Source organism: Pontibacter silvestris (genome assembly GCF_020907275.1).
Taxonomy (GTDB): Bacteria; Bacteroidota; Bacteroidia; order Cytophagales; family Hymenobacteraceae; genus Pontibacter; species Pontibacter silvestris.
The window spans coordinates 23,127-45,836 of record NZ_JAJJWI010000024.1 but is presented as its reverse complement, the minus strand read 5'-3'; the positions used below and the strand labels follow the sequence as shown (position 1 = coordinate 45,836).

The window sequence follows — 22,710 nt, the reverse complement described above, 5'->3', positions numbered from 1 at the left end:
CATAGCATCAGGTTTAGCAACAGATTATCAATAGAGTATTCTGCAAGAAATGAAACCATTCCTACTGTTCATGCCGCAGCACCTTTATCGGATTATGTTCGGGCGAACACCTCACAGCAGAAGCTTTGCTGGTGATGACAAGGCGTACCTCACCCGTTCTGGAAAAGAAGCCAATAGTAACTGTAGTGCGTCATAGCCGCCCCAGCTCCTTTGCTCCTCTTCCTTTTGCCTTATCTATCGTACAGCACTCAAATGCTGCGCGACTAGTTGTCCTGTGACTGAGAGTTTACAGTGCGGTTGTCAACACTTTTTTTTCAGTGCCATACATGATGAGGTCTATCACGTCGCTGATCGTTTTTAACCCGATTAGCTGTTCAGGGCCCATCTTACTAAGCGTATGATACTTTTCTCGCACGGCACCCATTATTTCCACCTGCTTGATAGAGTCTATACCTAAGTCTGCAGTCAGCTCCATATCCAGGCTCAGCATCTCGGCAGGATATCCTGTTTTTTCGGCAATAAGCGCCAGTAGGGCTTCGGTGACAGCATCTGCGTTGAGGCCTGGTGCCGGTGCAGGAGGAGTTGGTGCAGGTTTATGAAGTACCTGCCCCACCGTTTCTGTTACAGGCGAACTTGCCTCCTGCTTATCTACAATATTGCTGGTATGATCAACTGGCTTTAGAAGAGATTCTTCAGGAACACTTGGAGAAGCTATATTTTCAGAGGGTTCTGCAGCAGCTACAGCCTGAGGTGGAGATGCAAAATGCTGATTCACCTTGTCCACTATATCACTTATGGTTTTAATCTGGAAAAGCGCCTCTGTCTGATATTGTTCTAATACCGGGTACTGCTCCCGTAAGGCTCCAAAGATTTCCACCTGCTTGATGGAGTCTATACCTAGATCGGACACTAATTCCATGTCCAGGCTCAGCATCTCGGCAGGATATCCTGTTTTTTCAGCAATAAGAGCCAGAATGGGAGCTTCTGAGATAGCGGCATTACTGTTCACAGGCATTTCTGGCTGCACTGCAACTGGCTCACTTATAATTGGTTTTGCTTCCGGAACAATCTTTTGCTGGTGCTGCTGCCCGTTAGACACTTGATGCCCATTCTTGGTACTATGACCGTTCATTTGATGTCCATTAGTCGTATGGTGCCCGTTACCGTTTGATGTCAAAGAAGTTAAAGCATCAGGCAATGCAGGCATCGCAGCTGTGTTTGGAGAAACTGCTTCTTTCACATCATGGCCGTTTGTATGTTCTTCCGAGAACAGTTGACTTATCTGCTCTTTGTAAGCCTCAAGTAATATCCGGTGTTGTTCCAAAGCAGCCTGCTGTTGCTGATGGAATTTTAGCATCTCTTCCATTAAGTCTAGTTGTTTTTGAATGATGTGTTTTTTTGAATGCACGGTATTGGCCACCTCTTCTGAAGGTGCGGACGCAGCAACCGTTTTCTGGTCAGCTAAAGTTGCTTTACCGTTAGTAGCTATGGTTGGCTGTTTGGCGGGTTCGGTAAGCTGAACAACTTCTATCTTTATGTTCGGTGCACTTACCTTATCAGAAGATTCCTGCAAGGCCTGCTCCCACTGTTCTTTAGATTTTTCACTTACATAGTTGCTCGCGCTTATCTGAACTTTCATCTTTGGCTTATAGGTATCCAGCTGATCAGGCTCCAGTTTGAATTGGTCTGCCGCATCTAAGGAAACACCTGCCACTAACAGCTGCGCGAGCGCCAGTTGGTACAGCATAGCGCTGTCAGGCTTAGGATGGTTGTTGATGGAAATAGCTTTATAGTCGCTGTTCTGAAGCGTGCTCTGAACCAGTTTTGACAAAATGTTTCTCGGCCCTACTTCAACAAACACCCTGGCTCCTGCCTCATACATGTTTTCTATCTGCTTCTGAAACTGCACCGTAGAAAGCATGTGCTCTTTAAACTTTTGCTGAATCGTAGCACCTGTTGCAGGGTATGCCTGCCCCTCCATGTTGCTGTATATCGCATACTTAGGATTTTTGAACTCGGTGCTACTGATGGCATCTGCCAAAGGACGTTGCGCATCTTTCAGGCGGTGCGTATGAAAAGCCGCTGATACAGGGAGTACTTTCGCATTGATTTTATACTTGTCGAATATAGCAACAGCTCCTCTCACTTCGTCTGTAGAACCACCCAACACCACCTGGTCCGGCGCATTGATGTTAGACAGATCCAGGGACAGCTGTTCCTCTCTTATAACTTTTTTTACAGTCTCTACATCGGCCTGTACGGCCAGCATCCCGCCGGCATCTTCGCCTTTCGCGGCCTGCGCCATCACCTGTCCCCGCAGGCAGGCAAGCTTAAGGTAATCATCCTCGTTGATAACACCGGAAGCCCATAATGCAGTAAGCTCGCCAAAGCTGTGACCGCCCACCATATCAGGTTCAAAACCAGCCTTCATCAGCATGTTGTACATACTCATGCTCATCACACCAATGGCCGGTTGGGCATATTGCGTCTGGGTTAGTGTCTGTTCTTGCTTTTGTAAGGTGGCATCGTCAAAAGCAGGGACAGGGTATACTTTGTCAGACACCGTTTGCCCGTACATCGTATGCATGATTTCATCGGCATGCTGAAAGTTCTGACGGAATTCAGGGTACAGGCAGGACAGGTTCCTTCCCATGTTCAGGTATTGCGAACCTTGCCCCGAAAACAGCACAGCTATTTTACTGCCTGGTTTCATTCCTTGCGGACTATAGCTGATGCCTTTCGGATGATCCCAAGATTTTGCCGGGTTTGCCTGCTGCAGTGTTTGAAGACTTATGGTCAGGCGCTCTAGCAGCTCCGTTTTATTTTTGTAGGCAAAACCAAGACGGGGAGATTCCTGCGGAACAGAAACAGGAACAGGCAGTGGTTTAAAAGCTTTACTTTGCTGCGTTGCGTTTAGCACCTCCAGGCACTTATCTTTCAGGCTTTCATAATCGTTTGCATACAATACACAGGAATGATAAGGAGACCAGTTGCGGTAAGCATTCTTGTGCTCTGGCTGATACTCCTCTAGCGTCATATGAAAGTTAGTTCCCCCAAAACCAAACGCACTGACACTTGCCCTTCTGGGCGTACTGCTCATAGACTGTATCCAGGGCCTTAGCTGTGTGTTTATGTAAAAGGGAGAAGATTCTATGCCAAAAGCAGGATTAGGCTTCTTAACATTAATGGTAGGCGGCAGCACCTTATGATGCAGCGCAAGCGTGGTTTTAATTAAACTGGCAGCACCCGCAGCCGTCTTGGTGTGGCCGATCTGGGATTTAACGCTGCCTAGGGCTATCTTCTGCTGTTCAGCATCAGCACCTTCAAACACAGAGGAAATGGAATGAAACTCCACGCGATCGCCGGTAGGTGTTCCGGTACCATGAGCTTCCAAAAGACCAACGGTAGCAGGGGAATAACCTGCCTCATTGTAAGCCCGCTGCATAGCAAGTTGTTGCCCTTCGCTTACGGGTGCATAAATGCTGGAGTTTTTACCGTCGCTGGAGCTACCGATTCCTTTTATAACGGCATAAATGGTATCGCCATCCCGTTCGGCATCGGCCAGCCTTTTCATCACCAGCATACCAATGCCCTCCCCTATTACAATACCGTCAGCCTCTGCATCGAAAGGAGTACTCCGGTTTCTCTTCGAAAACGCAGGTGTTTTACTAAAGCTCATGTACGCCATCGGAGTGTTATCGGTATCCACACCACCCGTAATCATCATATCGCAGCGGTGCTCCAGCAGTTCCTGTATCGACATTTTTATCGCACTCAGCGAGGCGGCACAAGCAGCATCCACAACACAGTTTGTACCGCCCAGGTCGAAGCGGTTAGCGATTCTGCCAGCAATAACATTCCCCAAAAACCCAGGAAATGCATTTTCCTGCCAGGAAACATAAGCAGTTTTCATTTTTTCTACCACCTCTTCAATCGCCTCGTCTGATAAACCATACTGCGACAACACTTTACGCCAGATAGGATATTGCAAGCGGCTGCTCAATGGCCCCGACAGCTTTTGCGCACCGCCCACACCTAATATTATCCCGGTGTTCCTCCTTATTTGTTCTGTGAAGCGATCCCCCACATACTTCGCATCCTCCAAGGCCTGTTTTGCCATGATAAGCGAAAGTATCTGAGACGAATCCGTCACCTCCAGTATGTTAGGCGGCAAACCAAATTCAAGCGGATCAAAATCAATATCAGGTAGGAAGCCCCCAACTTTGCTATAGGTCTTATCAGCCTTTTTTGGGTCAGGATCATAATAATCTTCTATGTTCCAGCGTGAAGATGGCACTTCTGTGATACAGTTTGCTTGCTCCACAATATTTTCCCAAAACGCTTCTAAGTTCTGTGAGCCGGCAAATAATCCTGACATACCTATGATGGCAACAGGAGTTTGTTGTAGAGATAGATGATTATTCATAAAACAACCTGGCTATTTATCAATAAAACATTTTTTTATTAAACTTTCAATAGAACATATTTCACATTGAATCAATCTCAGATAGCAAAATACATTCATTATCAACTGTTTATTATCTTTTACCTTTTATCATTCAGAATCCAAATAGTAGAAGTGTTGGTTGTTGACTGGTATATCAAACGCTTAGATAATCTCAAATTGATCCCAAGTGCTTAACCTGGAAAAGCAGCTTTGAACTGTTAACTAATCTAATGAATGCAGTTTGTAATAGAATTAGTATTCTTTCTAGAATAAAATAAGGTGTTTGATTAGGGTGATCAGGTATTGGGTTAGGCTTTAGTAAATGAAGAAACACTTGCTTGGCAGGTTACTTGAAAATAACCTAAACACAAACTATTTTCGACACTAGCTATTTACATTAACTATATTTTATTCTATATATCGCTCAACAATAACAATATTATAAAGTTATAAAAAATTATAATATTTTAAACAATAATATTAATTATTTAAAAATATTACATAACCACAACGGTAAGCTTATATTTTTGTTTTCAACTAATTAAAGTGCCCTATAAATAAAATAAAATTAAATTAACTAGTTATTATTTACGAATATACATTTTTATATGGCATTTAAAAACAAAATAATAAAATAAATTTTATTTTATTATTTTGTGAAGCAGCTTGGAAAAGCAGAATATATAAAAATTATTAAATTATTTTATATAATTTAATAATTTTGATAAAAACGCCCAACATAACACAGTAGCAATTATTATATTCTTAAAACATTATTTTATTGTTATTTCACATTAGTTAATTCAATTTAATAAAAAATACATATCTACTTTTATTATTAAAAAATTAATATTTAAATTTATATACATTTTCTGAAGCAATTAACCTAAACGTTCTTATATGAAAATTTTAGCAGTTTTATGTGGTTTGTTACTAGGAATATCTGTTTCATGGGCTCAAAGTGTTAATCTAGCTAAACAAACTATACGAGGACGTATAGTTGATGCTCAGTCAAAGTTTCCATTAATAGGAGTTAATGTAGTTGTACTTAATGCTGATCCAGTAATAGGCACTGTGACTGATGTGCAAGGATATTACACCTTACAAGAAGTACCTCTTGGACGTCAGACCCTGAGAGTTTCTTATATGGGCTATAAAGAACAAGTGGTTCCCAATGTAATGGTCACCTCAGGCAAGGAAGTAGTGCTTAATCTGGAGCTAGTTGAGCAGGTAATTAAAGGCGCAGAGGTTGTTATTACCGCTAAACCTAATAAAACGATAACCAACAATGAGTTTGCATCAGTCAGTTCGCGTTCCTTTAACCTGGAAGAAACCGGACGTTACGCCGCCAGCCGCAATGACCCAGCACGCATGGCTGCTAACTTTGCTGGTGTGGCTGCTAATAATGACGATCGCAATGATATTATAATCAGGGGCAACTCTCCTAGTGGTTTATTGTGGCGCCTGGAAGGAATCAACATCCCCAACCCAAGTCATTATGGCTCGCTCAGCGCAAGCGGAGGCCCTATTAGCCTGTTAAACTACAACCTTTTAGATAAATCAGACTTCATGACTGCCGCCTTTCCTGCAGAATACGGCAATGCACTGGCCGGCGTATTTGACTTACAACTCAGAAGCGGGAATAGCCAAAAACATGAGTTTCTGGGACAAATTGGTATTAATGGCCTGGAAGTTGGAGCAGAGGGGCCCATTTCAAAAAAATCAAGAGCCTCCTACCTTGCCAGCTACCGCTACTCTACATTGGGTGTGTATAAGGAAGTGGGGTTGAACTTTGGTACAGGGTCTGCTACACCAGAATACCAAGATTTAACTTTTAAGATTGATATTCCGATCTCTGAATCAGGAAGGTTTACTTTCTTTGGCATAGGCGGGAAAAGCAACGTTGACCTTATCAATAGTAATGAAGACGTTGACGTGATTTATGGCAATAGTTTTACCAATGACTACGCTGATTATAAAACAGGAATTCTGGGTTTGTCTCACCAGTACTACTTTAATTCTACCTTTTACTATAAACTTTCATTATCTGCATCAAGGCAGGAAGAACACCTTTACCGGGATTCTTTAAGTTTAGTAGATCAAACGCCCATCCCAGCCGGAAAAGCAGATTATATTAACAACAAATATTCAGCACACCTGTTACTGAACAAAAAGTTTAGCGCCCGAGACAACGTTTCAGGAGGGGCAATACTGGATTTATATGATTTTGATCTTTCTAACCGACGTTTAGTTCCTGGTCAGGAACGAATTAATCGTGATGTAGATGGTCAAAGCCTGCTTTCACAGACCTATATCCAATGGCAGCACAGGTTCAGTAACACACTTACACTAAACACTGGTGTAAACTATCAGCAGTTTGAAGTAAGTAACAGTAAAGTAATACAACCCAGAGCCGGACTGCAATACGACCTAAGTGACCGCCAGACATTGGGCTTAGGCTATGGACAGCACAATCAGATTCAGCCACTTGATATTTATTTTGTTCAGACGGTACTGCCAGGTGGAACTGTAGCGGAAACAAACCGCAACCTAGACTTTACCAATAGCCAGCATTTTGTTTTATCCTACGAATATAGGATTGCTACTAATCTAAGACTGAAAGCTGAAACTTACTACCAAAAAATTGATGCTGCAGCTGTCGAGAAGCATCCTAGTTCATTTTCCCTACTTAATGCTGGAGTAGATTTTGAACCCATTAATGTAGATTCTTTAGTCAACAGCGGTGAAGGAGAAAACTATGGCATCGAGTTTACCCTTGAAAAGTTTTACAGTAAAGGGTACTATTTCCTATTCACTACTTCTTTATATAAGTCTCATTATAAGGGGAGCAACAATGAGTGGCACAGCACTGCCTTCAACGGAGGTTATATTGCTAACCTGTTGGGAGGAAAAGAGTTTAAGATTGGAAAAAAAAACAACACGTTTAGTGTAGACGGAAAATTTACCACATCCGGTGGCAACCGCTATACTCCCATAGATTATGCCCGTTCAGCCCAATTAGGCTACGAGGTCCACCAGGACGACTTAGCATATTCTAAAAGTTTAAAGCAGTATGTGCGAGCCGATCTAAAGCTGTCTTATCGGATAAACCATCGCGGAAGTACGCATGAGTTTGCTCTCGACCTTCAGAATATTACCAACAGACAAAATGAATTTGCCCGCATCTATAATCCTCGCTCCAACACCGTACAGACGCAATACCAGATTGGTTTTTTTCCTGTTCCCCAGTATAGAATAACCTTCTAACCTCGACAACCATGAAACAATATATTGCGCCTGTAGCAAATTACACTGTAGCAGCAGCACTGTTCATACTGGCCTCTATTTATTTAGTAAAGTCTAGCTTTATGCCTTATCATAGCCAGGCAGTATCTCTTCCATGGAATGAAATTGAGACTTCAACCCAAGCCTTGATATTAGCTCTGATGCGCGTTTGTGGAGGAGGGTGGCTAGCTGTTTCACTAACAACAATTTTTCTACAATGGCATTTCTCCCAAAACAGGCTTTCCTGGATTCCTGCCCTTATATTAATAATAGGGCTGCTATCTATAGTATCAACCTTATATGCTACATCAATAGTATATTTTAACACACCAGGTCGCCCACCAATACCTGGGTTATTTGTGCTGATCTTTTTGCTAGTGGTTGGCTACAGACTCAATGTAGCTGAAATTAAAAAGTATCAAATCACTTAAGTTTTACTGTGTTGCAGAAAATATTTTAAGCACGTGTCACCAGCAAAAAACAATAATAAACTTCCTAAACTTTTAAATAAATCATGAATTATACATTGATAACAGGTGCTAGTAGAGGAATTGGCGAAGCTTTAGCAAGACGTTGTGCTTTAGATGGGCATCATCTGATTCTGGTAGCACGCTCTAGGCAAAAGCTTGAAGCTTTAGCCATTGAGTTACATCAGACATACAATGTAAGAACCCAAGTTGTGCCGCTTGATTTGTTACAACCTCAGGCCACCTTGCAACTATGGCAGATATGTAAAGAAAACAAATGGAGGGTACGTATTCTTATAAACAATGCCGGGTTTGGATATTGGGGAGTTCATTCAGAAGCAGCTTTAGCCAACCAAATGGAAGTCTTGCGCTTAAACGCAGAAGTGTTAGTTGAAATGTGCCATCTCTTTGTTCCTCTGCTGCAAAAAGAAAAGGACGCACACATACTAAATATGGGCAGCATTTCAAGTTACCAACCCGTTCCCTATTTTAGCATGTATTCCGCCTCTAAAGCTTTTGTCTTATCCTATTCACGCAGTCTTCGAGTAGAGCTTAAACCCTTGACAATTGGTGTGTCTTGTCTTTGCCCAGGTTTTACACAGTCATCTTTTTTTGAAAAAGCAGGCACAGCGCCCTTAATAAGCTCATCTAAGTTCCAAATGAAAGCCGAAACTGTGGCTGATGAGGCAGTGCGGGCTATGAAGAAGAATCAGGCTGTAATTGTTCCAGGTTTAGCATTTAAGCTTTGTACATGTTTAAGCAGGTTCCTGCCTGTAAGCCTCACAACTTACGTGCTGAATAAGTTCTTTAGACCTGCTACTCTTGCTGTTAAAGTAGAAGTGGCTTAAAAGAATTTAATTAATCGACAGGAAACTTCATTTTACTTGGTGGGAAACTACTGCTTTGGTCTTTCTCCATTCCTCCACATAAACCCGTCGCAAAACTACCTTATTGTTTGGGTAGGTTTTTCCAAACCACTCCATGAACTCAATTAACTCATCTCTTTTCATTCTAGTATCTTAATTTCTAACAGCTTGTTTCTGTAATGGCCCTATCAGCAACCACAAAAAGGAAACCTGCGAGTTACATTGTTATAAATTATCTATATATACTGATATACTTATATTAGGTTTAATAAAATATCTTAATCTTCTGAATTGGGTAAATTACAGCGTAGGAATTTCAGTGTGATATAGCTAAAGCATTACCCTCAACCAAACCACAATGGCGATTATTCTGCAGAAGTACGGCACTTGCCAGAATTGCTATTTATGACTAGAAAACCGCTAGGTTAACCTTACTCATGTAGCGCAACAGCAATGCAAAAGTCCCTGCAAACACTTTAAATAAGCAAACTGTTAAAAAGAGGATGAGACTGTAGTTTTTTCAGAAGCGGTTGAAGTTGCCTCTATAAGAGCATTAGTCCGCCACGCTACGAGTGCTGTTAATTACGCTTACTCCTACTCGCCCTTACCACCAACTGGTACGTATGGATAGTAACTTAAATTTTTCCGAGCTTCTCCTAAAACAAAATGACCTTTAACATAAAGCTTAGGACAGACAGCTTCATGTTAAAGGTTAAAATTTCAGTACTTGATTTATGTTATTCGTTACACAAGAGTGTTAGCTTTCGAAGCAATGTGCAACTGTGCCTGCTTCTTGAACTCATCGGGAGTTTGCCCAGTATGTTGTTTGAAAAAACGGGTGAAGTAAGGGTGGTCAGTAAACTCAAGCTGGTAGGCTATTTCTTTGATGGTATTTTCACTGTGAATTAGCTGCCTTTTTGCCTCCAGTATAATCCTGTCATGTATCAGCTGCACCCCTGTCTTTTGTAGCTTTTCCTTTAATATCTGATTCAGACGTTTTGAACTTATACCTATCTTATCAGCATAAAAATCAATATTCCGGATATGCAGATAGTGCTCTTCCAGCAGTAACATAAACTCGTACACTCTTTTCTGATTTACATCCTGCGTCGTGAACTCATGCTCTTTAATGCGTATAATATTCAAGAGAAATGCCTTTAGCAGGGATTTAATGATCAAAATGCTACTGTCTTCTTTTTGATATTCTTCTTCCATCAGATCATATACCTTGCATAGTTGATCAGACAGTTCCTCACTTACTTTGATACATGAATATTCCCCATGAATATTAAATATCTTGAAGACATCAAGTGAGAACTCTTTAGCATCTTCGTCTAGTAACTCTCTTTTAAAGGAAAGCAAAACCCCTTTTTTTCCAGCTTTATTTAACTGATGAACCCTGTAAGGGGGTAGCAAGTAAATCCAATGTCCTTTTTCGGAATGGTCTCCTTCCTTTACTGCATGCAAAGCATATTCATCCTTCAGCCACACTACTTCAAAAAATTCTTTTCTACTAGGGTCGTTCAAGTAGCTAGGAGGGCAATTATTAAGGTTTCTTATGTATATAAGCGTTTTATTCAGTTCGTCGCTTATTTTTTCTTCTATCATCTGTTTCTCCTTCAGTTTCACTAAGGTTAATACAGGACTCTCCCATGACCAACCTTAGCTATAACAGCCAAGCAAAGCTGCATTATGCTACAAAAGTACAATATCCCTGGTTTATTCTAACATTGCTACTGCTGACAGAGCAGAATAGCTATCCCTGCGGTTTCTTAATTGTCCAACACATTGCGCTGATAGTATAACCCCCCTTACCACCTCCTACTCTACCTTTGTACCAGCTTTAGGGAACAAGGTTATCACATTAAAACTCACTTTTATCAAAATAATGCCTGAGTTTTGAAAGATAAAGAAGGTACTATGAATGAATTAAATAGCAAAGACATAGCTAATGCACTGCAGGCTAATGTAAAGTTAATATTAGAAGAAAATAAAAAGGTAGCTGATAAAATAGAATATAGCCAGATAGCCTCAGTAATTCCATTTATTCAGAATGCTGAACGGATTTTCTTAATTGGTGCGGGGCGCTCTGGCCTTGCCTTACGTTCTGCTGCTATGCGATTGATGCACCTGGGCTTAACAGTGTTTGTAGTGGGAGAAATAACAACGCCTGCTATAGGCAAAGGAGATCTGCTTATAGCAGCGTCCGGATCTGGCACAACCAGCAGTATTGTGAAAGCGGCAGAAAAAGCTGTGGCAGCCGAAGCTAAAGTAATAGCACTTTCTACTACAGCCACCTCACCACTGGCAGAACTGGCTATGCATGTTGCTGTAATTCCGGCTGCGCAAAAGCAGGATCATGGCACTACCATTTCAGAACAATATGCCGGTAGCCTGTTTGAACAGTTCATCCTGCTCCTGACTGATGCCATCTTCCAAACCCTCTGGAGTATAGACGGAACACCTGCTGAAGAACTATGGAAGCGACATGCAAACCTGGAATAGAATCAGAATAAATAAACTATAATTAACTAAATATAAAAATGGCAAAATTACAAGTTGCAATCGACTTATTAACAACAGCAGATGCTTTGGCCCTTGCTGAAAAAGTAGCTCCATATATCGATATCATTGAACTAGGAACTCCTCTTATTAAAAGTGAAGGTTTAGCAGTTATTACGGCTATGAAAAAAGCTTTCCCTGACAAAATAGTTTTTGCAGACTTTAAAACAGCAGATGCGGGCGCACTTGAAGCTGAAATGGCTTTTAAAGCTGGTGCTGACTTAGTTACTGTACTAGCTACCACTGGTGACGCCACCATAAAAGGTGCTGTAAAAGCAGCAAAAGAACACGGCAAAGGAGTTGTGGTTGACACCATCGGAGAAGCTGACCGTGTAAAACGTGCGCAGGAAGTAACAGCACTAGGTGTTGAATTTGTTGAACTGCATGCTGGTCTTGACGAGCAGGCACAACCAGGTTACTCTATCCAGGTTTTAATTGATGAAGCTGCCCGTGTTGGCGTACCTGTTTCTATTGCTGGAGGTGTTAATATCAATAACATTGCTGCAGTAAAAAAAGCAGGTGTTAAAGTTGCCGTTGCAGGTGCATCACTTTATAGTACCGCAGACCCGGCTGCGGCGGCTAAAGCTCTTCGTGAAGCACTTGACGCAGCCTAATCACAAAAATGCTGCTTGCAGTTTAGAATAATCCTTAAAAGACAATGGCTTTAACAGTCATTGTCTTTTTACTTCCAGCACATTTCCAGCAGCCCGAATAACAAGAATATTCATTACAAGAAGCTCATGGAATGTTCTCTAAGCTGGTGTTGAATCCAGTTTATAAGCAGAAAGTACCTTCTCCACCATTTATCTAATGATGATATATTAATATGAAGATACATAATAAATAGTAGCTTTGTTTAATTGAAGGGAATACATGATGCAGAATAGGTTGCCACAAAGCAGAATATTTAGTATGCAGAGCATTTTAGTCAAACTATTCTGTTAATAAATGCATATAAACTCTAAATGTTATTCTACTTATGAACGATTTACAATATGAATTTGGAATGGTCGGCCTTGGGGTAATGGGCAGAAACCTGATGCTCAACATCGCTGACCATGATTTTTCTGTTATAGGCCTTGACCTGGACCCAGTAAAAGCGGCAGCTGTGGAAGCTGAAGCAGGAGCCAATAAGCCTGTTCGTGGCACAACTTCCACTGAAGAGTTTGTGCAATCGCTTCGCAGGCCCCGGGCTTTGATGCTGCTCGTACCAGCCGGCAAACCTGTAGATGCCGTTATTGCCACTTTATTACCCTTTCTGGAACCAGGAGACATTGTTATAGACGGAGGAAACTCCTATTTCCCTGATACTGACCGCCGTGTAATAGAACTGGAAGAAAAAGGAATCCACTTCTTTGGCATGGGTATTTCCGGGGGCGAAAAAGGTGCCCGCTTCGGACCAAGTATGATGCCTGGAGGAAACCGTGATGCATATGAAAGGCTTCGCCCTGTTTTTGAAGCTGTTGCCGCAAAAGTAAATGGCGAGCCATGTGTTACTTATTTAGGAAATGGCTCTGCGGGTAACTATACTAAAATGGTGCATAACGGCATTGAGTATGGTATTATGCAACTCATAGCGGAAACCTACGATTTACTGAAGCGTGGCGTAGGATTGAATGACGACGAGTTACAAACAGTTTTCGGGGACTGGAACCAAACCGAACTGCAGTCGTTCCTGATTGAGATTACCGGAGAAATTCTAAAGAAAAAAGACGATGAAACAGGACAGCTGTTAGTGAGCCTTATTTCGGACAGAGCCCGCTCTAAAGGTACCGGGAAATGGACTTCTCAAAATGCCATGGACCTACAGGCACCCGTTCCTACCATTGATATGGCAGTGCTTATGCGCGATATGTCCAAATATAAAGAAGAACGTGTTGAAGCCGCCCATTCATTACCCAATAACACGCTACAGGCAACGACTGATGTAGATCGCCAGGAAGTAGTAAACCAAATGCGAAATGCCTTTTACTTCGCCATGATCTCTACCTATGCGCAAGGTCTTGCACAGCTAAGAATGGCTTCAGAAGCTTATAATTATGGCCTGCAACTGCAGGAAGTGGCCAAAATATGGCGAGGAGGTTGTATCATTCGCGCGGCTTGTCTTTCAGACATTCGTGCCGCTTATAAGCAGAACCCTACATTGCCAAACCTCCTGTTAGACCCTAAAGTGGGCGGTGACTTAATGGCTCGCCAGGAAGATACGCGTGCTGTTATTAAACTAGCCATTGATAAAGGAATTCCAATGCCCGCTTTTATGGCTTCCTTATCTTATTTTGATGCGTATCGCACAGAAACGTTGCCCACCAATCTTATTCAGGCGCAGCGCGATTATTTTGGAGCGCATACTTACGAGCGTTTAGATAAGCCAGGAATTTTCCATACGCAGTGGAATTAACATCTTTTAGAAGAAAGCATTTTTCTACCGGAGAAATTGCTTTCTTTAGTTCTTACCTTATTGATTTGACTTATGAAATCAGCCAATAAAGCGACACCCACTATAGCAGTTATTTTCGGTGGAACCGGAGACTTAGCAAAACGTAAACTGGTTCCTGCTTTTTACAATTTATTTCTGGACGGATGGCTTCCTGAGTCTTTCGCACTGATCGGGTTAGGGAGGTCTTCTACTGATGATACTAATTACCAGAACCATCTGCGGGAAGGAGTAACTGAGTTTTCACGTAGCGGTAAACCAAACGAAGAATCCTGGAATACCTTTAGCAACTCTTTATTTTACCTTCAGTCTAACATCAACGACCCTGCTTCTTACCAGCTGCTAGCCGATAAGATACATGCTTTGGAGGATGTTTGGGGCACACGGGCTAACAGGTTGTTCTACTTGTCTGTCGCCCCCAATTTTATTGAACCTATCACTGTAAATCTGGGTAAGGTAGGCATTGCCAGTGACGTGGAGCGGGACAGAATTGTAGTCGAAAAACCTTTCGGTCATAACCTGGAATCAGCCAAAGAACTGAACCAGCTCCTCACCCGCACGTTCCAAGAGTCGCAGATATACCGGATAGACCACTACCTTGGAAAAGAGACAGTGCAGAACATTCTCGCTTTCCGCTTTGCAAATGCACTCTTTGAACCACTCTGGAACCGGAACTACATAGAGTACGTCCAGATTACTGTGGCAGAAGAAGTAGGTGTAGAAGACCGTGGTGGCTACTATGAAGGATCAGGTGCTTTACGTGACATGATACAGAACCACCTCCTTCAGTTAATGTGCATGGTAGCCATGGAACCTCCTGTTACTTTTGAGGCAGAAGAGATTCGTAACCGTAAAGTCGACGTGCTGCATGCCATTAAACGATATTCCCGTGAAGATGTAGGCAAATATGCTGTGCGCGGGCAATATGGTCCAGGCTGGATGAAGGGAAGCCAGGTGCCCGGCTACCGGGAAGAACATGGCGTAAATCCGAATTCAGGAACTGAGACATATGCGGCAGTAAAATTTTTCCTTGACAACTGGCGCTGGCAGGGCGTACCGTTCTACTTACGTACTGGCAAACGGATGCAGGATAAGAGCTCATCAATCACCATTCAGTTTCGCCCGGTACCCCATCTGACTTTTCCTTCAGCTATGTCGGAAAATATTCTGCCTAACCGTCTTATTATAAACTTACAGCCACAGATGGACATCCGGCTGCGCTTTATGGCAAAGAAGACTGGCCTGGATATGGCATTAACTCCTGCAGAAATGGTTTTTGATTTTAATCGTTGCTCTACACAGTCTCAATCGCCGGAGGCGTACGAAACGCTGTTATTAGATGCCATGCAGGGCGATGCTACATTATTCATGCGCTCAGACCAGGTGGAAGTCGCCTGGGATGTGATCACACCTATCCTGGAAACCTGGGAGTCCCGCCCATCGTTGGAATTTCCTAATTATGCGGCTGGTATGTGGGGGCCAGAAAATGCCGAGGCTTTGATTGCCCGCGAAGGGCATACCTGGACAGTCACATTACCACATTAACAACAGAGTTATGTTACATATTTTTGAAGATAAAGCTCATCTGAGCAAAGCGGCGGCTGAACTTTTTGTACAGACGGCCCGGGAGGCGGTACAGAAGAATGGCCGTTTTACTGTTGCGTTAACGGGAGGCTCCTCTCCTGTCCAACTGTACTCCTTGCTAGCACAGCAGCCTTACCTGGAACAAATACCATGGCAGCAGACTTTCGTTTTCTGGGGTGATGAACGCTGGGTGCCACTAACAGATGATCGCAGCAACGCTAAAATGGCTAAAGAAACGTTCTTAAACAAGGTGCCGGTACCTCAGGAACAGATCTATCCAATGTGGAAGGACAATATGGAGCCCGAAGCATTTGCGCAACAGTATGAACAACAGCTACAAAAACATTTCGGCCAGCAGGCCCCTGAATTTGATTTAATCCTGCTTGGTATGGGTGATGACGGACATACTGCCTCTCTTTTTCCGGGTACAGAAGTGTTGCATGAAGAGTCGCATTTGGTACAGGCTTATTACCTGGAGCCACAGTCTATGTACAGAATAACTCTAACTGCTCCGCTTATTAACCAAGCCAAGGCCATCTGTTTCCTTACATTTGGCAGTAATAAGGCTTCTGCCCTGTTCGAGGTACTGGAGGGAGAAAGGAACCCGGAGAAGTATCCCTCTCAATTAATCAAACCTCAGCATGGTAAAGTCCATTGGTTTGTGGATGAGAATGCAGCTTCCCTTTTAGCTAAAAAACAGTAGTTTTTTCTTCTGATATATTTTCAGGCGGGGTACTAAGACAAAACGCCATCTAAAAGCACAGGAAATACTTTTAGATGGCGTTTTAAATTTAAAAAATTTACAGGCAGGTGTGTTGCTCTATAATTGCTCCCGAACCATCTATCTTGTTCCTATTATTTTGCCACACTTCTTTCAATCTCGCGCAGATTCTCCATTTTCTTGTTTCTCAGGAAGCCATTGATGTCCTCAAAATGCTCTTTAATGCGTTTATTGCCAAACTCAAATACTTTGGTAGCCAGCCCGTCCAAAAAGTCTCTGTCGTGTGATACCAGTATCAGCGTGCCGTCAAAGGCTTTAAGGGCCTCTTTCAGAATATCCTTTGTCTTGATATCCAGGTGATTTGTAGGTTCGTCTAAAATCAGAAGGTTTACAGGCTGTAAAAGCAGTTTGATCATGGCGAGGCGCGTTTTTTCTCCTCCAGACAGCACTTTTACCTTTTTCTCAATGGTATCCCCGCTAAACATGAAGGCACCAAGTAAGTCTTTTATTCTGGTGCGGACATCTCCTACAGCTATCAGATCTATCGTCTGAAAGACAGTCAGGTCTTCATCCAGCAAAGAGGCTTGGTTCTGAGCAAAATAACCAATCATGCAGTTGTGGCCCAGTTGCAATTTCCCTTCATACTCCAACTCCCCCATAATGGCTTTCACAAGCGTAGATTTACCTTCGCCATTTTTTCCGACAAAGGCTATTTTCTCACCACGTTCAATAGTAAGAGAAGCATCTTTAAAAACTGTATAGTCTCCATACTTCTTTGTAAGATCTTCTACAATAACCGGGTAGTTGCCAGAGCGTGGTGCTGGCGGAAACTTTACGTTAAGCGCAGAGGTATCTACTTCGTCTACCTCCACGATCTCCATTTTCTCCAGCATCTTTACCCGCGACTGCACCTGCAGTGTTTTTGAATAAGTACCTTTAAACCTATCTATAAAGCCCTGAATCTCGGCAATCTCTTTTTGCTGATCATCATACTGTTTTTGCTGTTGCTCACGTCTCTCCTGGCGCAGCTGCAAATACTGCGTGTAGTTGACCTTATAATCATAAATGCGCCCCATGGTTACCTCAATGGTCCGGTTGGTAATGTTATCAACAAAGGTCTTGTCGTGAGAGATTACGATCACTGCCTTGGCATTATTTACCAGGAAGTCCTCTAACCATTGGATTGACTCAATATCCATGTGGTTCGTTGGCTCATCCAGCAGGATCAGATCGGGCTTTTGCAGCAGAATTTTAGCCAGCTCTATGCGCATACGCCATCCACCACTGAACTCGTTTGTTGGTCTTGTAAAATCTGTTCTCAGGAAACCAAGACCCAGCAAGGTTTTTTCTACCTCGGCATCAAAGTTTATTTCCTCAATAGAGTAATATTTTTCGCCTAATTCCGATACCTGCTCAATCAGCTTATAATACTCATCAGAGTCATAGTCAGTCCGTGTCTCCAGCTGTGCATTTAGCTCATCCATCTGCGCTTTCATATCCAGCACCTTGGCAAAGGCTTTAGAGGCTTCCTCAAACACGGTGCAGTTATCCTCAGTTAATAAATGCTGGGGCAGGTAAGCAATAACAGCATCTTTAGGTGCCGAAATTTTCCCACGTGTAGGTTTATTAACCCCTGCTATAGTCTTAAGCAAGGTAGACTTTCCTGCGCCATTTTTACCCATGAGCGCTATTCTGTCATTCTCGTTAATGTTAAAGGAGATATTGCTGAAAAGAGCCGAACCGTTAAACTCGACTGTAACACCGTCAACTGAAATCATAGAAGTATAAAATAAGGCTGCAAAGGTACTAAAATTCATCATTTAAATGGAGTAACAGCCAACACTTTACCAGTGAATTAATTGTAAATGCTCCTGCTGCTCACAATGTATAACAGTGCTGTTCAACGGCAAGCCAGGGCAGAAATTCTTTATCGAAAAGCCCCATTACAGTTTAGAAAGTACTCCTGAAACAGAAGGCGTGCTTATAGGCAATGAAAAATTACCTGATGCAAAAGGCCATAAAACCATTAATTTTGGAATAATTCAGTTCTAAAAGAAAACGCATAGTTGGAGATGGCAAATGAGGAGGAGCAAAAAGCTTCTGCAAGTAATGGCATAGGTGTACAAAATGAGCGTTCGCTGCACGCTTCTCTAAAACAGTGGTATGCGCAGCCGGATGATAAGTTTGAGGTACCGCTTAAAGGCTTTTTTATTGACCTTGTTCGGGGAGAGCAACTGGTAGAGATACAAACCCGTAACTTTTCGGCAATACGCCATAAACTGCACATGCTGTTGAAAGAACATAAAGTGCATCTCCTGCACCCTATCACTTATGAAAAGTGGGTACTGCAGGTTAACCCTACAGGCACTAAAGTGTTATCGCGCCGCAAGTCTCCGCATCGGGGCCGGCTAACGGATATATTTGAAGAATTGGTTCGACTTCCTGAACTGCTACTGCATGAAAATTTCACCATTGAGTTTCCTCTTATTCGGGAGGAAGAAGTACGTTGCCGCGACGGCAAAGGCAGTAAGCACAGAAAGCGTGAAAGCATAAAAGACCGTAGGCTGCTGGAAGTAATCAGTACCCATCATTTTACCAAAACCAACGAATTCTTACAGTTTATCCCTGAAGATTTGCCCCGTCCTTTTTCAAATAAATGTTTAGAGAAAGCACTTGTACTACCTATACACCGCTGTCGCCAGATCACCTATTGCTTACGCAAAATGGAAGTAATTACTGTTGTTGGCAAAAAGAGAAATGAACTTATGTTTGATGTTTTTAAATGAATGCATCAACTCTTCCCCCGAAAAGGGAACATTAGTCCACATTTGCCTGCCTGTTACAAAATTGCAACCAACATATAAATTGAGCTTCTAAAACAGTTAATTTCCGTACAGCTAAGACGGCAATCTTAGTTAAAAATAAAGACACCAACTTATATACTACNAATGAACGCCCTTCGCGTTTGCCCTGGCGTACTCCACCGGGCTCATCCCTCCCAGGCTGTCATGGGGCCGCAGTTGGTTGTAGTCCTTCAGCCAGCTTTGGGCGATTTGCCGGACCTGATCGAGCGAGTCGAACAAGTGTGCATCCAGCACATGCTCCCTGAAGGTGCCGTTGAAGCGCTCGATAAAGGCGTTCTGGGGCGGTGTGTATGCACAGCTGTATGCAACGCAAAGACAAGGTAAACTGTTAAGCATGTTCTTATGCAGCCCCATATCCGGTACCAGCTGGCAATGGGTAAAAACCGCCATGGAAATACGCAGGTTCAATCAGGAAAGAAGCAGTATACAAGAGTGGCTCGCTATGATTAAAAATACGGTAATGGGGCTTTTAGGTAGTTATAAAGCTTATCAGAAGTTTTTCACTCAGTTCTGCATCAACTGCAATAAAGGTTATGATGTAAATAACTTAGTCCCGCTTATGGTAGATCATGTAAATGCCAGGCCGGTTAACCGCACTAACCTTTCGCTGCTGTTGTACTACGGGCTACGGAAGCTAATAAACCCAGGCTTTAAGATAACTGTAACTTACGGAGATAACGATATTTATGGTAATAGCCCGAAGTATATCAGAAAAAGGTATCCGACTTCCGCCTTTGTCACCATTACTCAAAGCAGTCATTTTGCCTGGATACAAAATAAAAAAGAGTTTCTTAATGTGCTGGCTGAGCATTACAAGATGTAATCTCACATTGCATCAGCATGAAACATGCATTAACAGATTAGCAGTAAAAGGTAAGGTTTTACTGCTAATCTGTTAATGCATAAAAGCAAAAAGTAAAGCAGTGGCTTCTTTAAAGGCGTCTTCTTTGAATTCTCACCGGGAAAAGGCGGTAATCTTTTGTATGGAGCGCATAGGTAAAGCCTTTCCAGTGGATGACAGGTACAAACTCTGTTTGGTCAGAACCATTATTATTATGTAAGGTCATCAGGGTGTTTCCTACGTAAGAAATAATGTTTCTATCTATACCGAGATGAGCAGAAATGCTTAGCAGGAAGCTTTCTTTTTCTTGATCAGTCGATGTAAAACTTATTTCACCAGATATTAACCCATCAGTAGTATACTTTTTAACATAGAAAACTTTAGAAAAGGTATCTATGGAGATGTCTGGTACCACCATGCCTGCCACCGAGGCTTCTGCTGTAAGGTTAGAACCATTTACTTGCTTGGCTTGCTCAGGAACAGCACTCTTCCCCCTGTTTCTCTTTAATGCTTCTGATGCAATATCTTTCAGTATGTTATTACCTCCTGATGCTGATTTTTCTTTAGTTTCTGTTTTTAATGGAGAGAATATACTTGTTGCATGCCGTTGGTGTACATCAAGTATCACAGTAAAGGTATTAACAAAATTGTCGGTGTTTTGAAGATGGAACATCTCCAACTCATGCACTTTTTTTTTAGAGACAAGATAAGTATGTATTTCTTTTGTCTTTTCATAGACATACTTAAGCTTATACTGATGCGGTGTATTTTTGTACCGGTTATATAAGTCATGAAGAACTGCCAGCCTCACATTAGAATCTTTGATGTACTGCACATCTTGTATATCTACACTTGCAGGACTTCCAGCAACGGACCTGTTTTCCGAAATACCTCCAAAACCAAAAAGAGAACGCATGAACTTTATCATTTAGAAAGTATTCTCTTCAGGTGCAGTGTTTCTATCTCGACTTGTATTTTTTCAGATGCTTTTACATCTTCAAAAAAATTGTCCAGCTTTTCAATGTACATATCCAACAGAGCATCCTGCTCCTGCGTCAGGACACGCTGTTGCGTTGCATCATTATTATATTCATTAGCCATTATTCCACTTCAATTTGCTTTGATTTGCCAAACGTGCCGATTACTTTACTGTTGAGCTCCTCCTGTACTGCCGCCAACTCTTTAACTGCCTCTGCCCTTTTCTTGCTTCCTTCCTCCGATATTTTTATGACAGCATCCAGCGTCTCTACCATATCCCGATTCACTTTTTTCAGCGTCTCCACGTCTACTATGCCACGCTCGTTTTCCTGGGCAGCAGTTACCACGTTTGTTTTAAGGAGCTGTGAGTTCTTAAGTAACATTTCATTGGTTGTATCGGTAACTTTCTTCTGAATTTCCAGCGCTTTCCGTTGTTTCTCCAGCCCCAGGGCAATAGCCACCTGCTGCCGCCACACAGGTATAACAGTAACAATGGAATTTTGTATTTTCTGCGCCAACACATCATTCGTTGTCTGCAGCATCCTTATCTGGGGCATAGACTGTGTGGCAATGGTATGCGACAGTGTAAAGTCATGCACTTTTTTTTCTAGCCTTTCCTTAAACGCAATCATATCGCTGAGGCGCTGCACTGCAAGTTCATCCTGATCGCTGGACTCTACTTCGGCTTGCAACTTAGGAATAGTAACGGTTTCTATTTCCTCAATTTTCATTTTTCCAGCAGCAATAACAGACCTGATTTCCTGTATATACTCTACTGCCTGGTTAAACATCACCTCTAAGCTGGTGGTGTCTTTCATAACACTTTGCCTGGTCTTTTCCAGCTTCACTACCACATCATCCACATTCTCAGAAATAGTATTGTACTGGCTGGCTATTCTCTTAGACTTGTCGACAAACTTTTTCATGAAAGGAATCCGTGAAAACATCCCCGGCTTCTCCTCCTCGTCGATCTTTATCATATTGATCTGGTTGAGCAGTTCGTTGATAGCTTCCCCGGCATCGCCAGAATCTTTTGCTTTAACTTTGGTAAGCAACTCATTTGAGTAGTAACCAAGTTTACGCTGTGTCTCTACGCCAAAATTACTCAGGCTTTCAGGCTTGCTCAGATCAATTGTTTGAGAGATAGCCTCTGCTTTTTGCTGGATTAGCTCCTTATTATCGGCAATTGAAATATCAGTCTTTTCCATGTTATTTATTTCAAAGTAGGTTTTGGTGTGTAACAGTTATGGAGTTCAGGTACTTTTTTATGTTTTCATGTCGTTCAGTGGTCTCGTACCATTCTATTTCATTTAATGGCAGATATTCTCCCAATAAACCATGCACCTCTTTCAGCAGCGCATCTCCTTTCTTTGTCCTGAATTCGGGTTTTTTATAAAATGCACTGAGATACTGGACTTTTACCTGCCCCCTTTGGGTAACTGCAAGCTCTTTGACCTCCACTACAAGTTCTGAAGATTTGTTATTATCTGTAATGATGGTTTTATACACGCCTTTATTTCCTTCTTCCAGTGCAGTTACGCATTTTTCCCTGACTTCTTTAATTGCTTTACGCAATCGTTGTTTCGGCCTTATATGGTATCCATAAATATACCCCAGTACTGCCCCCAACACAAATGTCCAAAAAATCAACATAGGTATTT

General features: G+C 42.3%; 19 protein-coding genes. 11 read left to right on the top strand and 8 right to left on the bottom strand.

All coding sequences use genetic code 11. From position 1 onward, the window contains the following. The first annotated feature begins 49 nt into the window (after positions 1–49). A complete protein-coding gene (locus tag LN995_RS18170; RefSeq protein WP_229962510.1) occupies positions 50–196 on the top strand; it encodes a hypothetical protein in 147 nt (48 codons plus the stop codon). A gap of 90 nt (positions 197–286) precedes the next feature. Here LN995_RS18170 and LN995_RS18165 read toward each other — a convergent pair whose 3' ends face one another. Beyond that, a complete protein-coding gene (locus LN995_RS18165) occupies positions 287–4,426 on the bottom strand; it encodes a type I polyketide synthase (RefSeq protein ID WP_229962509.1) in 4,140 nt (1,379 codons plus the stop codon). A 921-nt stretch (positions 4,427–5,347) separates the two neighbouring features. Between LN995_RS18165 and LN995_RS18160 the strand changes: the two genes are divergently transcribed. The 3 genes from LN995_RS18160 (at position 5,348) to LN995_RS18150 (ending at position 9,047) form a co-directional block, all read left to right on the top strand. Next, complete coding sequence (locus LN995_RS18160) at positions 5,348–7,714, top strand: TonB-dependent receptor (RefSeq protein ID WP_229962508.1); 2,367 nt, start codon at positions 5,348–5,350, stop codon at positions 7,712–7,714. 11 nt (positions 7,715–7,725) lie between these two features. Further along, complete coding sequence (locus LN995_RS18155) at positions 7,726–8,163, top strand: hypothetical protein (RefSeq protein ID WP_229962507.1); 438 nt, start codon at positions 7,726–7,728, stop codon at positions 8,161–8,163. 83 nt (positions 8,164–8,246) lie between these two features. Further along, entirely contained in the window at positions 8,247–9,047 is an 801-nt protein-coding gene (locus LN995_RS18150) for an SDR family NAD(P)-dependent oxidoreductase (RefSeq protein ID WP_229962506.1), read from the top strand. Between the two features lie 762 nt (positions 9,048–9,809). Here the strand turns inward: LN995_RS18150 and LN995_RS18145 are convergent. Then, complete coding sequence (locus LN995_RS18145; RefSeq protein ID WP_229962505.1) at positions 9,810–10,673, bottom strand: helix-turn-helix domain-containing protein; 864 nt, start codon at positions 10,671–10,673, stop codon at positions 9,810–9,812. Positions 10,674–10,964: 291 nt separating this feature from the next. On the opposite strand from LN995_RS18145, the gene hxlB reads away from it, so the two are divergent. The 5 genes from hxlB to pgl all read left to right on the top strand — a co-directional run bounded on the left by hxlB (position 10,965) and on the right by pgl (position 16,348). Next, positions 10,965–11,570 carry a 6-phospho-3-hexuloisomerase gene (hxlB, locus tag LN995_RS18140; RefSeq protein WP_229962504.1) on the top strand — a complete coding sequence of 202 codons (606 nt, stop codon included), beginning with the start codon at positions 10,965–10,967 and terminating at the stop codon, positions 11,568–11,570. 38 nt (positions 11,571–11,608) lie between these two features. After that, positions 11,609–12,241: a 3-hexulose-6-phosphate synthase gene (hxlA, locus tag LN995_RS18135; RefSeq protein WP_229962503.1), complete on the top strand. Its 633-nt coding sequence runs from the start codon at positions 11,609–11,611 to the stop codon at positions 12,239–12,241. Positions 12,242–12,606: 365 nt separating this feature from the next. Next, positions 12,607–14,025, top strand: a complete 1,419-nt coding sequence (gndA, locus tag LN995_RS18130) for an NADP-dependent phosphogluconate dehydrogenase (RefSeq protein ID WP_229962502.1) — start codon at positions 12,607–12,609, stop codon at positions 14,023–14,025. Between the two features lie 72 nt (positions 14,026–14,097). Then, positions 14,098–15,606: a glucose-6-phosphate dehydrogenase gene (zwf, locus tag LN995_RS18125; RefSeq protein WP_229962501.1), complete on the top strand. Its 1,509-nt coding sequence runs from the start codon at positions 14,098–14,100 to the stop codon at positions 15,604–15,606. A 10-nt stretch (positions 15,607–15,616) separates the two neighbouring features. Further along, positions 15,617–16,348, top strand: coding sequence for a 6-phosphogluconolactonase (pgl, locus tag LN995_RS18120; protein WP_229962500.1), 732 nt, complete (start codon positions 15,617–15,619; stop codon positions 16,346–16,348). 152 nt (positions 16,349–16,500) lie between these two features. Here pgl and LN995_RS18115 read toward each other — a convergent pair whose 3' ends face one another. Further along, positions 16,501–18,144 carry an ABC-F family ATP-binding cassette domain-containing protein gene (locus LN995_RS18115; protein WP_229962499.1) on the bottom strand — a complete coding sequence of 548 codons (1,644 nt, stop codon included), beginning with the start codon at positions 18,142–18,144 and terminating at the stop codon, positions 16,501–16,503. A gap of 294 nt (positions 18,145–18,438) precedes the next feature. Between LN995_RS18115 and LN995_RS18110 the strand changes: the two genes are divergently transcribed. Continuing rightward, positions 18,439–19,152, top strand: a complete 714-nt coding sequence (locus LN995_RS18110; RefSeq protein ID WP_229962498.1) for a hypothetical protein — start codon at positions 18,439–18,441, stop codon at positions 19,150–19,152. A 156-nt stretch (positions 19,153–19,308) separates the two neighbouring features. Here the strand turns inward: LN995_RS18110 and LN995_RS18105 are convergent, their stop codons facing one another. After that, positions 19,309–19,584, bottom strand: coding sequence for an integrase core domain-containing protein (locus tag LN995_RS18105; RefSeq protein WP_262910524.1), 276 nt, complete (start codon positions 19,582–19,584; stop codon positions 19,309–19,311). 34 nt (positions 19,585–19,618) lie between these two features. Between LN995_RS18105 and LN995_RS18100 the strand changes: the two genes are divergently transcribed. Continuing rightward, positions 19,619–20,053 (top strand): hypothetical protein, encoded by a 435-nt coding sequence (locus LN995_RS18100; RefSeq protein WP_229962497.1) that lies wholly within the window; start codon positions 19,619–19,621, stop codon positions 20,051–20,053. A gap of 109 nt (positions 20,054–20,162) precedes the next feature. Here the strand turns inward: LN995_RS18100 and LN995_RS18095 are convergent, their stop codons facing one another. Genes LN995_RS18095 through LN995_RS18080 form a run of 4 tightly spaced genes read right to left on the bottom strand, consistent with a single transcriptional unit; the run spans position 20,163 to position 22,702 of the window. Beyond that, positions 20,163–20,999 (bottom strand): hypothetical protein, encoded by an 837-nt coding sequence (locus tag LN995_RS18095; RefSeq protein ID WP_229962496.1) that lies wholly within the window; start codon positions 20,997–20,999, stop codon positions 20,163–20,165. Next, on the bottom strand, positions 20,996–21,172 hold the full coding sequence (locus LN995_RS18090; protein ID WP_229962495.1) for a hypothetical protein: 177 nt from the start codon (positions 21,170–21,172) through the stop codon (positions 20,996–20,998). Before LN995_RS18090 ends, LN995_RS18095 begins: the two co-directional genes overlap by 4 nt. Next, positions 21,172–22,257, bottom strand: a complete 1,086-nt coding sequence (locus LN995_RS18085) for a toxic anion resistance protein (RefSeq protein ID WP_229962494.1) — start codon at positions 22,255–22,257, stop codon at positions 21,172–21,174. The genes LN995_RS18090 and LN995_RS18085 overlap by 1 nt, the downstream gene beginning before the upstream one ends. A gap of 10 nt (positions 22,258–22,267) precedes the next feature. Next, complete coding sequence (locus LN995_RS18080; protein WP_229962493.1) at positions 22,268–22,702, bottom strand: hypothetical protein; 435 nt, start codon at positions 22,700–22,702, stop codon at positions 22,268–22,270. Positions 22,703–22,710: the final 8 nt, after the last annotated feature.